Below are 14,774 nucleotides of genomic sequence, written 5' to 3'. Positions count from 1 at the left end.
CAGCCTCAGTGAGACGGGGAAGGCGGCGGCTGTTGTGCCTGCTGCGCCTGCACTACCGATGCCGGCAGGTGCGACGCGTCGTCGTCGGCCGGCGGCAGCTCCTTCAGTTCGTCGCCGGCCATGCGCCGAGCGGCAATCTGCTGGTCGATCTGGATCCGGCCGTCCCGGAACTTGACGATGCGCGTGCCGTGCTCGGCGATGTCCATTTCGTGGGTGATGAGCACGACCGTGATGCCGCGCTCCATGTTCAGCTTCTGAAAGATGTCCATGACCTCGATCGAGGTGCGGGTGTCGAGGTTGCCGGTCGGCTCGTCGGCCAGCAGGATTGAGGGCTGGTTGATCAGCGCGCGGGCGATGGCGACGCGCTGCTGCTGACCTCCGGAGAGCTGGTTCGGGTAGTGATCCATGCGCTTGCCGAGACCGACGACCTCGAGCACCTCTGTGGCGCGTTTGTGACGCTCGGCCGATTTGAGCTTGTCCTTGCCCGCGTTATAGAGGAGCGGCAGCTCGACGTTGTCGAGCGCGGTCGTGCGCGAGAGCAGGTTGAACCCCTGGAACACGAAGCCGATCTTCTTGTTCCGGATGATCGCCAGCTCGTCCTTCGACATGCGCGAGACGTCTTTCCCGTCGAGGAAGTAGTTGCCGCTCGTCGGCCGATCCAGACACCCGATGATGTGCATGAACGTCGACTTGCCGGACCCGGAAGGCCCGGTGACGCAGACGAACTCCCCCTTCTTGACGTCGAGAGAGGCGCCCCGGAGGGCGCGCACCTCGATGTCCCCGACCTGATAGGTCTTGGTCAAGTCGCGGACGGAGATGACGGTCTCCGATGACGCTGCCGGTGTCGGTGTCGGTGTGGGTGTCATGTGCAGTCTCAGCGACTAGCGGCCGGGACCGGGGCCGCGTCCGCGCTGCTGCGGCATCAGCGGATTGCCGTTCTGGTTGTTGGTCTGGCCGGCCGGACGGCTCGCCATCTCCGGCGTCACGAACGTGACCACCACGTCGGTGTTCACCTGGAGTTCCGCCGGGTCGTTCAGGATCTCGGTGTAGGTGCCGTCGCTGATGCCGAGACGGAGGTCGATCGACTTCAACTGCTTGGCGGCGTAGAGCCACGCGCGGCCGCGGGTCTCGACGGCCGGCAGCGGGCCGAACAGCGCGTCGATCGTCGTGGCGTTCTGCGGCGCCTTGGTGTTCGGGGCAGCATTGCCGCCGTTCCGCGCAGGCCCCGCGGCGAGGTTGCCCTGGCCGTTGCGCTGGAAGTTGGCGCCGCCGCCCTGGCCGCCGCCGGCATTGCCGCCGCTGGCGGTGCCGCCGCCGAAGCCGCCGCGGCCACCGCCGCCGCCATTGGCTTCACGCTGCTTGCGGCGCTCTTCGAACTGCGCCCGCTCTTCGGGCGTCATGTTCTTCATCCGCTCTTCCATCGCCTTCTGGCGCTCCTCGGGCGTCATGTTGGCGAACCGGCCGCCGCCGCCAGGGCCCTGGCCCTGACCGCCGGCCTGGGCCACAACGCCCTTACCCTGAGCCACTGGGGCACCCTGCGGGGCCGTCTGCCCACCCTGTCGGTCGGCTCGCGCCTGCTGACCCGTCGCGCCCGATGGGGCACCCGCACCCGATGGGGCACCCGCGCCCGACGGGGCACCCGCGTTGAATCGTCCGCCGCCGTTGCGGCCGCGGCCGCCGAACCCGCGCTCGAGCTCGGGCGGCATCGCCTGGTTGAGCGAGTCGAACATGTCCTTGGTCGGACGGAAGCGGATCGCCGCGTTGGGGATGCGCAGCACGTTGTCGCGACGCGCGATCTGGATCGTGACGTTGGCCGTCATGCCCGGCTTCAGCTTGAGCTCGGGGTTCGGCACGTCGATGACGGTGGAGTAGGTCACGACGTTCTGGACCGTCGTCGGGTTCAGGCGCACCTGCTTCACCGTGCCGCGGAAGTTGTCGGTCGGGTACGCGTCGACCGTGAAGTTCACGTCCTGGCCCGGCCGCATGCGTCCGACGTCGGTCTCGTCGATGTTCGCGTTGACCTGCATCTTGGTCAGGTCGGCGGCGATGATGAAGAGTTCCGGCGCCTGCATGCCGGCGTTGACGGTCTGGCCGCGGTCGACGCTGCGCTTGATGATGATGCCGTCGATCGGCGCCGTGATCACCGTGTGGTCGATGTCGACGTCAGCCTTGCTCACTGCCGCCTGGGCCTGGACAATCTGCGACTGCGTGGACTTGAGCTGCGCGTCGGCCGACTTGACGGCGACCTCCGCGTTCTCGAGATCGACCCGTGTCGACAACTGCTTCGCGTCGAGCTCCTGCGCGCGCTTGTACTTGACCTGGGCGTCTTCCAGCGCCACCTTCTGACGCTCGAGGTTGGCCTCGGCGTTGACCAGGTTGGCCTTCGCCGTCTCGAGCTGCGTCTGCAGGATCGAAGGGTCGAGGCGGGCGATCACCTGGCCCTTCTTGACGATGTCGTTGAAGTCGGTGGGAAGGTCCTGGACGATGCCGGAGACTTGCGCGCCGACGGTGACCGAGGTCACCGCCTGCAGCGTGCCCGTCGCGCGCACGCCATCGATAATCGTGCCGCGCGAAATCGGCAGCGTCGTGACGGTCGGTTCCTTGTCGCCGCGCTTGGCGTAGAAGACCGCACTACCGGCACCGACGGCAATCAAAATGATCAGAACGGGAAGCAGCTTTTTCATGACTATTAGGTGGTTGTATCTGCGAATCCGAATTTAGAGGCCGCCGGGGCCGCCCGTACCGCCGGTGGTGGTCGTGTTGGTGTTGGTGGTGCCAGTCCCACCGGTGCCGCTGCCGACGGTCGAGCCGACGGCGCGCGAGCCGACCGTCTGCGCCGTCTCGAAGTTCACCAGCGCCTTGCGATAGTTGGCGACGGCGCGCAGCTCGGCGTTCTGCGCGTCGAAGAAATCGCGCTGCGCCTGCACCACCTCGTAGTTGGTGGACATGCCGACGTCGAGCTTGCTCTGCGTGGCGCTCAGCTTTTCCTGCGCGAGCTGCCGCGCGACCTGCGCCGCCTGCACGCTCTCGAGTCCGCTCTGGACGCTGAGCGCAGCGTTCTGCACGTCGGTCGCGATTTGCAGCTCGAGCGCCTTCAGATTCGCGTTCGACTGTTCGACCGACAGCTTCGAGCGTTCGACCGTCGCCTGCTGCGCGCTCCGTCCCAGGGGATACGCGAAGTTCACCAGGAAATTCCACTGCGGCGCGTCGAGCCCGTAGATGTTCGAGATGGCGTCCCAGTATCCGGACGGCAGGCTGCTGCCGTTCGCGTTCAGCTGCGGACCGCCCAGACCCTGCAGACCATAGCTCGTCGTCAGGGTGAGCTGCGCCCGCGTCTGGTCTTCCTGCAGGCGGAGATTGATGTCGCTGATCTTCAGGCTGTTCTTCGACTGCTGGAAATCGGTGCGCTGGTTCAACGCACGCGCGATCGCCGCGTCGACGTTCAGCGGCTCCGGCGTCGCCGGCGGACGGTCGGTCGGGTTGATCGACGACACCCACACGGGATCGTCGGTGCCACTGACGATGAGTCGCTTGAGCGCCAGTTCGGACGTGCGCACCGTCGCCTGCGCCTCGACCAGCGTCAGGCGGGTATTCGCCGCTTCCGCCTCCGAGGTGCGAACGTCGAGCGGCGCCAGCGTGCCGATCTCGACGCGGGCGCGGTTGTCCGTGACCAGCTTGTTGGCGATGTCGAGCGAGCTCTGGGCCGCCTCGACCGCCTGGATCGCATAGACCAGATCCCAGTAGCCGTTGCGGACGCTGGCGTCGGTAGTGGCGACGGTCGTCTGCAGCGCGATCTCGTCGTTCTGCTGGCTGATGCGTGTCGTCTGGAGCGAGGCCCGGGTCGCGTCGATCCTCAACCCGCGCATCAGCGGCTGCACGTAGGAGCCGGCGAGCGTCGAGTTGAATTGGGGATTGCGGAGGTTGTTGGCGGCGGGCGTGTTGACGCGGGAATTCTGGAAGTTCAGCGTCCAGTTTCCGCCGCCGTGCCACATGTTCTTGGCGAACCCGGACGACCATCCGCTCGTTGTGGTCGGCGTGATGCTCGTGATGCCCTGAATCGTGCTGGTCGGCAGGCGGCTGCTCCGCTGTTGATTGCCCTGCGCGGTCAGGTTCACGACGTAGTTGGCATCGAGACCGGCGAGCGAGAAGTCCGACAACCGCGGCGTGATGCGGGCGACGGCAATGTCGATGTTCTTCTCGCGCGCGCGTGCGACCGCTTCCTCGATCGAGAGATCGATGCGCGGACCCGGGGTCTTGAAGGTTTCCGATGGCTTCAAGACCGGGGCCGGAACCGGCTGCGGCGTCTGTGCCTGCGGCGTCTGCGCTGGTGTCGTCTGCGCTGCGGCCGGCACCAGCGACGCCAGCACGAGCGCAGCTGCCGTCAGTACGTTCTTCTTCACGATTGCCTCCAACTAACGAGTGGGGTGAAACCTAGAGTCTACCGGTGATCGCCGCGGCCGTCACGCTGGTCGCGCATCGCCTTGGCCTTGTCGGCCAGCTTGGTGCGCTGCTCTGGCGTCAGCAGCTTGTTGATGCGATACAGCATCAGCACGCGTGCCTTGCTCGCCTCGGTGCGTGCGGCCTCGACCCGATCGATCTGCGCCACGACGGCCGCTTCGTCGCTCGACGCCTCGACCATCATCTGGTCGAGCTGCGCTTCGAGCTTGTGGACCCGCGCCCCGGTCTCGGTGCGCTGCGACAGGTCCCGCTGCCAGATCGCTTCGATCGCGGTCGACTGCTGGTCGGTGATGCCGAGTTCCGCGCGCAGTTTGGGATCGACCCAGAACTTCGGCGGCTGATGCGGGGAGTCCGTCCTGCCGTCCGTGTGGCTGGCCGGCGACGCCCCCCGCGCGGGCGGGTTCTGTCCCTTGTCACACTCCGCCGCGAACCCAGACGCGGGAAGCACTAGCAGGGCCGCGAACGCCCACGCCAACAACCTTGCCATGTAGGTGAATCTCTCCCCTTGGACTTCTGCCGCTAATACGACCTCCCGCGGTGGCCTGTTTACTGGTCGGCGTAAGGTGACGGGCGATTCGTGGCAGGGATGTGACGCCCGTAAGACATTGCAATGGCACGGCTTCCGTCTGCACATCGACTGATCGGCTGATTGTGCGATCGGAAGAGTTGAGCCTGGGCCTCAGCCGATCCCGTGATCACCCGATGCCTGTGAACTTTTCCAGCGTCTCGATGACCTGGCCCACGATGTTGTTGGGGGTCGACGCGCCAGCGGTGAGGCCAATCACGACCGGACCGCTCGCCGGAAGCCAGTCCTCCGACATGACCTGCGGCGCCGACGCGGTCGAGGGAGCGCCGACGGGGCGGTGGAGGATGCGATTGGCCGACACCAGGCACGCCGGGTCGGCGATGTGGAACGTGCGGACCCGTCCGGCACAGATGCGCGCGAGGTTGCAGGTGTTGCTGCTGTTGTAGCCGCCGACCACGATCATCATCTGCACCGGCTCGCGATCGAGGAGGGCCACGACCGCGTCCTGCCGCTCCTGGGTGGCGCTGCAGATCGTATCGAAGGCGCGGAAGTGCTCGGGCAGCTGCTCGGCGCCGTAGCGGGCGCGCATCGCCGCCGCGAACATCTCGCCGATCTCCAGCGATTCCGACATCAGCATCGTCGTCTGGTTGGCACAGCCGATCCGATCGAGATCGGCGTCCGGGTCGAACCCCGGCGACATCGCCTGCGCGAAACGCTCGAGGAACCGGGTGCGGTCGCCGCCCAGCCGGATGTGGTCGCAGACGAACTGCGCCTCGTCGCGATCGAGGACGACGAGATACCGGCCGCGCGGGTACTTCAGCGCCTGTGAGGCGGTGGCGCGCGTCTCCTCGTGCTTCACCTTCCCGTGAATCACGGCGGTGAAGCCGTCCTGGGCGTAGCGCACGACGTTCTTCCAGACGTTGAGCACCGAGCCGCAGGTCGTGTCGACGAGCGTGCAGCCGAGATCGGTCAGCCGCACCATGTCCTGCACGGCGATGCCGAACGCCGGCAGGATCACGACGTCTTCGGGGCCCAGCGCGTGGCCGCGTTCCCCGGCGTCGCTGAGGAACCGGATGCCGCTGGCCCGGAGGCGATCGTTGACGTGGGGGTTGTGGATGATCTCGCCGGTCAGGAAGACGTTGCGCTCGGGGAAGCGGGCGACCGCCTGGTAGGCGTAGTCGACGGCGCGATCGACGCCGTAGCAGAACCCGAACTCGCGTGCGAGGTGGAGCGTGAATCGCCCCCGCTGATGGACGAAGCCGCCGGAGCGGACCTCGTCGACGAGGCGGCTGTGGTACGCGGCGGCGAGCTCTCCGGCAACGGCCTCTTTCATGTCGAGGCCCTTGCGGAAGATGAGAGGCTGCGCGGGCGCCACTACTTGTTGCGGCGGTTCAGGAGGATGTCGCGCGCGTGCGGCGTCATGTCGTCGAGCGCGCTGAGGGCCGAGACGTGCGAGCGGCTGAACGCGTCCGACAGGAGTTCGTCCTCGCTGATCGACTCGACGACCGGCGCGATCTCTTCCGCGCGCTGGACGGCTCTCGGCAAGGTGAGCGTCGCGGCCGCGACCGGGTGCCGCGGGCTCACCGTCCGGAGCGGGACGATCTGACCCAGGCCAAAGCCGGCGATCAGGCTCGCGGCGGCCGCCACCGTCACCCAGCGCCGGACGTGCGAGTGGCCGCTGATCACCGCACGGGCGGCTTTCGGGAACGCGATGACCTTGGCGGGGCGATCGACGGTTTCGAGGCGCCGCGCGATCTGCGCCTGCTGGACGGCCAGCCGCTCCGGCGTCAGCAGTTCGTCGGCCTCGCCGCGCATCTCCTCCGAGATGTCCATCGCCCAGGCGCCGAAGTCCGAGAACCGCTCACGGCAGGCGGGGCAGGTGTCGAGGTGCGGATGCGCCGGCTGATCGCCGGCGGACGCGGTAGCCCACAGGCGCGCACACGTTGCGTCGCTCAGGTGACCCCGGCCAAGGCGTTCAAGAAGTGACACGGCGTTTTCCTTTCTGTTCCGCTTGCGCGGCAGTACCATCGTGCGTCAGCAGCGCCCGCAATTTTCGGATCGCGCGGAACAGGTGCACGCGAACCGTCGACTCATTGAGCCCCGTCAGCGCGCTGACCTCCTTCGACGTACGCCCCTCCACGTGACTCAGCACGAACACCGATCGCTGCCGCTCGGGCAGCCGCGAGAGCGCCGCCGCAATCTCGCGGCGCCGCTCGCGCCCCAACAAACTCTCCTCGGGCGACAGCCCGCGGGCGGCCACCCGATCGGTCAAGTCGCGCTCCGGCGCGACCGAGTCGCTCCCGGACGAGATCGGCCGCGTCACCATCGGCACCAGCCACCGCTCGCGGCGCGTCCGCGCCTTGATCCGGTCCAGGCACCCGTTGATCAGGATGCGCGTGAACCAGACGTCGAACGGCAGCTCTTCGCGGAACGAGGCCAGGTGCTGATATGCCTTGACGAAGGCATCCTGCACCGCTTCGTCGGCTTCGGCCGCGTCCCGCAGGTAGTGGTACGCAATCCGACCGGCCCGGCGCTGATGCCGGGCCACCAGTTCCGCGTACCGTTCGCGAGCATCCGCCTGCTCACCCGCGGCCTGCATCGCCTTGACGGCTGAGGCCGCGACAGAGTCGGCTTCACGGGCGGCGACGAGTGCGGGCGAGCTTCCTGCCATGGAGATACGCCATTGCGGCGGGGGCGTTTACCGCCCCTGAGGGGCGCCGCGGCTGCCATTCATTATAAAGGGCGGGCGGTAAGATACATCGATGGAATTGTTTCCGGCCGACGCCAGCCAGCAGATCCGCCGGCCGGCCGCGTCCGAATTCGTCTTCGCCCGCCTGCGCTACGACTCGGGCGACTGGGACTATAACCCCAAAGTCGCGGCCAACGTCCTCAATTCGCTCGTCGAGTACACCAGTATTCCGGTCTATCCCGAGGAAGTGGTGGTCACGGCAGACTCGGCCGAACTGCTCGCGTTCCCCTTTCTCTTCATGACGGGTCACAAGCTGGTGCGCTTCGCCCGCGAGGAACGGGAACGGCTGCGGGTGTTCGTCGAGCAGGGCGGCCTGCTCTTCAGCGACGACTGCAACCACGACGTGAACGGGTTGTATGCGAAGAGCTTCGAACAGGAAATGCACACGGTCTTTCCGGGTCCGACGACGCTCGCCAAGCTGCCGGCGCAGCACCCGCTCTATCGGTGCTTCTTCCATTTTCCGGACGGCCCGCCGACGACCTCGCACGAGCTCAACGGCTGGGGGGACGACATGGTCCACGACTATCTGCGGACCGTCGACCACCGCGGCCGCATCGGCGTGCTGTATTCGAACAAGGACTATGGCTGCGAGTGGGATTACGACTGGCGGAACAAGCGATTCCAGCGCGAGGACAATACGAAGTTCGCGGTCAACGTTGTCGTCTACTGCATGACCAGCTAGCAGGGGGCAGGGTCAGTGGACGGTAGTGCCTGGGAAGTAGTGCGCGAGTACTGCGTCCACGCTGGCGCCGGCTTTGAGTCGTGCGAGGGCGCCGGCCTGGCAGAGGCCGACGCCGTGGCCGTAGCCTTTGCCGGTGAACGTGAGGTCCTGACGGCCTTTGCTGACCGAGAAGAGGGTGCTGCGGATCGACTTCGCCCCCAGCGTACGCGTCACCGCGTCGCGGAAGATCTCGCCACGCACGACGAACGTGCGGGTGCCGCGCAGGATGACGAGCTCGGCGCGTCCCGCCGAGTCGCGGCCGCTGACCTCGACGCCGTCGAGGCGCGCCCCGACCGCCGTTCGCGGATCGGCGTTGAGCGCCGCTCGGAGGGCGCTCGACGCGACGGCGAACGTCCATGCCGTATGCGCCGCGTCCGCCGGCCCGTCGTCCTTCGCGCCATCGAGATAGGGAGGGGCCGGGCCGCCCCAGACGGCGGACGCGTCGCTCGTGTGGCCGCCGCAGTCGGCGTGGAACAGCGCGAGGGCCGGTGCGTCGGCGAACCAGAGCAGCGCGCCTGAGGTGTGCGCAACGGCCTGACGAGCGGTCGGCGCCCAGCGCGACGCCGTCAGCCGCGACGGCTCGTACAGCTGGCAGTGCGTGGTCGAGCAGAGGTCGAACCCGTCCTTCGCGTGGCGGCCGCGGTTGGCCATCGCGTAGGTGCGGGCGAGGACCGCCTGGACTTCGAACACGCGCTCGGCGATCGGCGCGTCGGCGATGTCGGGGTGGACTTCCGAGAGCGCGGTGGCGGCGACGTAGTCTTCTAGCGGCACGTCGCGGACGACGAGCTGATCCCCCTCGCGCACCTGGACGCGGAGGCTGATCGGCCGCGCGGCGTGCGACGCGCGCGGCATCGCCACCTCGATGGGCCCGGGCGCGCAGCCGGCCAGCACCAGTCCGGTCAGCATCCAGATCCACCCAGCCCGTCCGGTGGCACTGGCCGCCGCTCCCCATCTGTCGTGCCTGTCAGTTCGCCCGTGCATCTCCAGTACCCTGGTATCGGCGCCGCGTTGTCATAGACTTAGCCCCCGTGTCCCGCATCCTCGTCATTGACGACGATCAGGGCGTTCGCGACAGCATCTCGCGGATGCTGCGCGGCGCCGGTTACACCGTCGAGACCGCCGGGAGCGGCGAGGAGGGGGTCACGCTCGCGCGCGGCAACGCATTCGACGTCATTCTCTCCGACATGCGGATGCCGGGCATCTCCGGCCTCGACGTGCTGCGGCGGCTGCGCGACCAGCGCGTCGACACCGCGTTCATCGTGATGACCGGCTTCGGCACGGTCGACAGCGCGGTGGAGGCGATGAAGCTCGGCGCGGTCGATTTCGTGCAGAAGCCGTTCTTCCGCGACGAGCTGCTGATGCGGGTCAAGTCGGTCGCCGATCGCCGGCAGCTCGCGCGCCAGGTCGATCTGCTGCAGCGGCAGGTGCGGCGGCCGCGGCCGCCGCTCGACGCCCTGGTGGGCGACAGTGAGGCGATGCGCCGGGTCACCGATCTGATCGTCCGCGCCGCGGCCGTCGCGGGCACGGTCCTCATCACCGGCGAGACCGGCACGGGCAAGGAACTGGCGGCCCGCGCGATCCACGGGCTCAGCCCGCGCGCCGAGCGCGCGTTCGTGGCGCTCAACTGCGCCGCGCTGACCGATTCGCTGCTCGACAACGAGCTGTTCGGCCACGCCCGCGGCGCGTTCACCGGCGCCGCCGCCGCCCGCGCCGGGCTGATCGAGCACGCCAGCGGCGGCACGCTCTTCCTCGACGAGATTGGCACGATGCCCGGCGGCGTGCAGGCAAAGCTGCTGCGGGCGCTCGAGGCCGGGGAAGTGCGCCGCATCGGCGAGAACGAGCCGCGCCGCGTCGACGTCCGCTTCGTCGCAGCGACCAACGCGGACCTGCAGGCGGCCGTCGACGGCGGCAGCTTCCGCAGCGATCTCTTCTACCGGCTGAACGTCCATCGCATCCACTTGCCGCGCCTCCGCGATCGCCGCGGCGACGTCGAGATCCTGATCGCGTTCTTCCTCGATCAATACGGCGCGCCGGCCGGCGTGACCGGGATGAGCGACGCCGCGCGCGAGGCGCTCGCGGCCTACGACTATCCGGGCAACGTGCGGCAGCTCGAACACATGATCCAGCGGTCGGTGGCGGTCGCGCGCGGAGCCGTGCTGGAGCCGGCGGATCTGCCCGAGGAGCTGTTCGCGTCGCGCCAGGCCGACGCGCAGGCCGCCGCGGCCGACGGCACGGTGGCGGCGGCGCGCGAGCGCGCCGAGCGCGAGATGATTGTCGCCACGCTGACCCGCCACAACGGCGAGATGGCCGCGACCGCGCGCGAGCTGCAGGTGAGCCGCACCACGCTCTGGCGGCTGCTGAAGAAGCACCAGATCTGAAACACGGTCCGTTTCACGGCTGAAACAGGCGCGGCGGCGGTGCGACCGTCTGCGAGCGTTTGGCAGGCAAATCGCCGCGTGTGCGCGTGTGCGGCTGCGGCCCGCCTCTTGCTGATCTGCAGCCGGACTGTGGGGAAACCGATCACGCTGCTCATCGTCGAAAGCGATCCGGATCTGCTGACCATGGTCGCGCATCATCCGGCCGCGGCCGCCTACGCCGTGACGGCGGCGCCGACCCCGACCGCGGCGCTGGCCGCAATCGCGCGGCAGCCGTACGACGTCGCGCTGATCGACCTCGGCGCCGGCGACGATGCCGGCCTCGAGGCGATGCGCGCCATCCGCGCGCGCACCCGGGACACCGAGATCGTCGTGGTCGCCGGCACCTCCTCGGTGAACGCGGCGGTCGCGTCGTACGAGATGAACGCGTTCGCCTTCATCGCGAAGCCGTTCGAGGCGGGGCACCTGCTGGCGACGGTGCACCGGGCCATCGAGCACCGCGCCGTGAACCGCGCCAACGTGCGGCTCGCCTGGGAGCAGGCGCTGCTCAACGAGATCGGCGACGACCTGCGGCATCTGCTGGCGCCGGAGCAGCTCGTCGAGCGGGTGCTGCAGCGGCTGATGCGCGGACTGGAAGTCAACGTCAGCGACGCGCGACTGCGCGATCCCGAAACCGGCACCTACGATTTCCGGATGATCAGCGCGCCGGGCGAGATACGCGACGCGTGGCTCGCCGCCGAGCCGCTGGCGCCGCGGCCGAGCGACCGCGTGCTCGCCACCGGCCGGCCGGTCCGCTTCGACGACCTTCACGAGTGCGTCGCGGTGGAGCACCGCGCCGCGGTGCCGATGCGCGCCGCGCTGAGCGTGCCGATGCTGGTCGGCGACGAGCTGATCGGCGCGCTGAGCGTCGGTTGCACCGAGCCGGGGCGGTTCACGGCCGACGACCAGCGGCTCCTCTGTACCGTCGCCAATCAGGTCGGCGTGGCGGTGCAGAGTGCGCGGCTTCACGACTACATCCGCGCCGGCAAGCAGCAGTGGGAGGCGACCTTCGACGCGATTGGCGACGCGATCGCGGTGTTCGACCGCCGCGGCCGCCTGCTGCGGGGCAACACCGGCCTCAGCACGATGCTGAACCGTCCGATCCGATCGCTGCGTGGTCTCTCCTGCGACGAGGTCGGGCTGTGCGATGCGCCGTTTCCGCGCTGCGCCGTCGGCGGGGCCGCCGGTCGCGCCTGCGTCCGTGACGAAGTGTCGCGCGGCGACCAGATCTTCAGCGTCACGACCTGTCCGGTGCTCGACGCGACCGGCGGCGCCGCGATCGTGCAGATTGCCAAGAACGTGACTCCGGAAATCCAGAGCGCGCGGCGGATGCGGCAGATGAGCGATGAGCTCGCCGCCACCAACGCGCGGCTGGTCGCCACGGTCGACCGCCTCAAGGCGACGCAGGCGCAGCTGCTGCAGTCCGAGAAGCTCTCGGCGATCGGCCAACTGGTGGCCGGCGTCGCGCACGAGCTGAACAACCCGCTGACCAGCGTCATCGGCTACGCGCAGCTGCTGCAGGAAGAAGTGCGGGAAGTGGCCGAGGGTGCGCCGCCGCGGCCGACCGCCGAACTGGGCCAGGACCTGCGCCGCATCGCCGAAGAATCCGAACGGGCCGCCCGCATCGTCCGCAACCTGCTCGCCTTCGCGCGGCGCCAGTCGGCGGCGCGCGCCGCGCAGGACGTCGGCGAGCTGCTCAACCGCGTGCTCGCCCTGCGCGCCTACGAGTTCCGCCTCAACGCCGTTGAGCTCGAGACCGAGTGCCAGCCGGCGCTGCCGCCGGTGCTCGGCGACGGCGGTCAGCTGCAGCAGGCGCTCCTCAATCTGGTACTCAACGCCGAACAGGCGATGCGCTCGCGCCCGCTCCGGCGGCTGCGGGTCGCGGCGCGCCACGTGCGCGAGGCCGACGCGGTCGAGTTGTCGATCGCCGACACCGGCCACGGCATCGCCGACGAGAATCTGCGCCGCATCTTCGATCCGTTCTTCACCACCCGCGAAGTGGGGCAGGGCACCGGACTCGGCCTGAGCATCTGCTACGGCATCATCCGCGATCACGGCGGCCAGATCGCGGTCGACAGCCGGGTCGGCGAGGGCACCCGCTTCACGGTCCTGCTGCCGGCGTCGGTGACGGCGGCCGGCGAGGCACGCCGCGTGATCGTGGCGCATCACGATTCGACCGAGCGCGACTATGTCGCGGCGGCGCTCACCGGCTGGGGCCATGCCGTGACCTGTGCGGAGAGCGCCGAAGACGCGCGCAGCCGGCTGGTTGCGGGCGGGTTCGACGTGGCGTTCCTCGACCCGGCCCTTGTGAGAGACCGCCGCGCCGGATGGGCCGCACGCGCCGGCGAGCCGACTGTCGTGATCCCGATGACCGACGAGACCGGAGACGGCGGCGTGGCGCCGCCCTACGAATTGGCGGCGCTGCGGGCGGCGCTGCGCGGGCAGGCAAAGGAGTACGCATGAGCGGGCCGAAGCCGCTGCTGGTTGTGGTCGACGACGAACAGGGGATCCTCGACGTGGTCAGCCGGTTCGCGCGCCGGATGGGCTACGACGCGGAGACCTGCTCGAGCGGCGGCGCCGCCATCGCGTTGCTGCAGACGCGGCGCGCCGATCTGCTGATGGTCGACCTGCGCATGCCCGACGTCGGCGGCCTCGACGTGCTGCGCGCCATCCGCGACATCGACCCGCGCTGTCAGGCGGTGCTGATGACCGGCTACGCGTCGGTGGAGACCGCGGTCGAAGCGATCAAGCTCGGGGCCACCGACTATCTGAGCAAGCCGCTCGACTTCCATCGCCTCGAGCAGCTGCTGACGGGCGTGCGCGACGACCTGGAGCGGCGCCGCAGTCTGCTCTCGATCGAGGGCGATCTGGCGCGGCGGCTCGAATTCTGCGGAATGATCGGCCGCGGCCCGGCGATGCAGGAGCTGTTCGGGATGATCCGCCGTCTGGCGCCGCACGTCCGCACGGCGCTGATCAGCGGCGAGACTGGAACCGGCAAGGAGCTGGTCGCACGGGCGCTGCATCGCACGGGTCCGCGCTCCGATCGGCGCTTCGTCACCGTGAACTGTTCGGCGGTCGTGGAAACGCTGTTCGAGAGCGAGCTGTTCGGGCATGTCCGAGGCGCCTTTACCGGCGCGACCGAGCACAAGCCGGGCCTGTTCGAGCTGGCCGACAACGGCACGCTGTTCCTCGACGAGATCGGCGAGCTGCCGCTGACCGTGCAGGCGAAATTGCTGCGGGTGCTGGAGCTCGGCGAGGTGAACCGCGTCGGTTCGATCGATCCTCGCAAGGTCAACGTCCACGTGCTGGCCGCGACCAATCGCGATCTGCGCGCGGAGGTGGCGGCCGGCCGATTCCGCAGCGACCTCTACTACCGACTCAACGTCGTCGAAGTGCGGCTGCCGCCGCTGCGCGACCGGCGGGAAGACGTGCCGTATCTGACCGCGGCGTTCGTTCGCGAGACGGCGGAGCGGCTCCAGAAGCCGCTGCGCGGCATGACGCCGGGGGCGGAGCGGCTCCTCGGCGTGGCGGTGTGGGACGGCAACGTGCGCGAGCTGCGCAACGTCATCGAGCGCGCGTGCATTCTGGCCGACGGCGATTTCATCACCGAGCGCGAGGTGTCGGTGAGCATGCCGCCATCGGGGGCGGCGTGGGGCCCGCAGACGCCGGCTGCCGGCGCCGCCGCGGCGGGGACCGCGGAGGACGCCCTGCTCGTCAACGTCGAGCGCGAGCACATCCAGCGCGCGCTGCAGCGCGCCAACGGCAACAAGAAGGCGGCGGCGCGCATGCTGGGCCTGAGCCGGCGCGCGCTCTATCGGCGACTCGAACGCCTCAATCTCGCCGACACGATCTCGCGGCGTCAGACCGGACTCCAGAACGTGGGCGCCTGAGGCGCGCGGTGTGCGC

Annotated in this window: 12 protein-coding genes; 4 read left to right on the top strand and 8 right to left on the bottom strand. The window is 69.0% G+C overall.

What is annotated here, in order from left to right; all coding sequences use genetic code 11:
• Nucleotides 1-5: 5 nt before the first annotated feature.
• The 7 genes from VGI12_10230 to VGI12_10200 all read right to left on the bottom strand — a co-directional run bounded on the left by VGI12_10230 (nt 6) and on the right by VGI12_10200 (nt 7,655).
• Nucleotides 6-866, bottom strand: a complete 861-nt coding sequence (locus VGI12_10230; GenBank protein HEY2433038.1) for an ABC transporter ATP-binding protein — start codon at nt 864-866, stop codon at nt 6-8.
• Between the two features lie 15 nt (nt 867-881).
• Complete coding sequence (locus tag VGI12_10225) at nt 882-2,684, bottom strand: efflux RND transporter periplasmic adaptor subunit (GenBank protein ID HEY2433037.1); 1,803 nt, start codon at nt 2,682-2,684, stop codon at nt 882-884.
• 33 nt (nt 2,685-2,717) lie between these two features.
• Nucleotides 2,718-4,400, bottom strand: a complete 1,683-nt coding sequence (locus tag VGI12_10220; GenBank protein ID HEY2433036.1) for a TolC family protein — start codon at nt 4,398-4,400, stop codon at nt 2,718-2,720.
• Nucleotides 4,401-4,438: 38 nt separating this feature from the next.
• Nucleotides 4,439-4,945 (bottom strand): Spy/CpxP family protein refolding chaperone, encoded by a 507-nt coding sequence (locus VGI12_10215; GenBank protein ID HEY2433035.1) that lies wholly within the window; start codon nt 4,943-4,945, stop codon nt 4,439-4,441.
• Between the two features lie 208 nt (nt 4,946-5,153).
• Entirely contained in the window at nt 5,154-6,359 is a 1,206-nt protein-coding gene (locus VGI12_10210; GenBank protein HEY2433034.1) for a 4-hydroxy-3-methylbut-2-enyl diphosphate reductase, read from the bottom strand.
• The gene (locus VGI12_10205; GenBank protein HEY2433033.1) at nt 6,359-6,973 is read right to left on the bottom strand and encodes a hypothetical protein; all 615 of its coding nucleotides are present in this window, start codon (nt 6,971-6,973) and stop codon (nt 6,359-6,361) included. Before VGI12_10205 ends, VGI12_10210 begins: the two co-directional genes overlap by 1 nt.
• Nucleotides 6,960-7,655, bottom strand: coding sequence for a sigma-70 family RNA polymerase sigma factor (locus VGI12_10200; protein HEY2433032.1), 696 nt, complete (start codon nt 7,653-7,655; stop codon nt 6,960-6,962). The genes VGI12_10205 and VGI12_10200 overlap by 14 nt, the downstream gene beginning before the upstream one ends.
• A 91-nt stretch (nt 7,656-7,746) precedes the next feature.
• Between VGI12_10200 and VGI12_10195 the strand changes: the two genes are divergently transcribed.
• Complete coding sequence (locus VGI12_10195) at nt 7,747-8,415, top strand: DUF4159 domain-containing protein (GenBank protein HEY2433031.1); 669 nt, start codon at nt 7,747-7,749, stop codon at nt 8,413-8,415.
• 12 nt (nt 8,416-8,427) lie between these two features.
• Here VGI12_10195 and VGI12_10190 read toward each other — a convergent pair whose 3' ends face one another.
• Nucleotides 8,428-9,360, bottom strand: coding sequence for a SpoIID/LytB domain-containing protein (locus VGI12_10190; protein ID HEY2433030.1), 933 nt, complete (start codon nt 9,358-9,360; stop codon nt 8,428-8,430).
• A 122-nt stretch (nt 9,361-9,482) separates the two neighbouring features.
• Between VGI12_10190 and VGI12_10185 the strand changes: the two genes are divergently transcribed.
• The 3 genes from VGI12_10185 (at nt 9,483) to VGI12_10175 (ending at nt 14,758) form a co-directional block, all read left to right on the top strand.
• Nucleotides 9,483-10,832, top strand: a complete 1,350-nt coding sequence (locus VGI12_10185; GenBank protein HEY2433029.1) for a sigma-54 dependent transcriptional regulator — start codon at nt 9,483-9,485, stop codon at nt 10,830-10,832.
• Nucleotides 10,833-10,961: 129 nt separating this feature from the next.
• Nucleotides 10,962-13,331, top strand: coding sequence for an ATP-binding protein (locus VGI12_10180; protein ID HEY2433028.1), 2,370 nt, complete (start codon nt 10,962-10,964; stop codon nt 13,329-13,331).
• Entirely contained in the window at nt 13,328-14,758 is a 1,431-nt protein-coding gene (locus VGI12_10175; GenBank protein ID HEY2433027.1) for a sigma-54 dependent transcriptional regulator, read from the top strand. Before VGI12_10180 ends, VGI12_10175 begins: the two co-directional genes overlap by 4 nt.
• The last annotated feature ends 16 nt before the right edge of the window (nt 14,759-14,774 follow it).

It is taken from the genome of Vicinamibacterales bacterium (genome assembly GCA_036496585.1).
Classification (GTDB): Bacteria; Acidobacteriota; Vicinamibacteria; order Vicinamibacterales; family 2-12-FULL-66-21; genus JAICSD01.
Note: the sequence above shows the minus strand (reverse complement) of the source record. Positions and strands in the feature narration are given on the sequence as shown.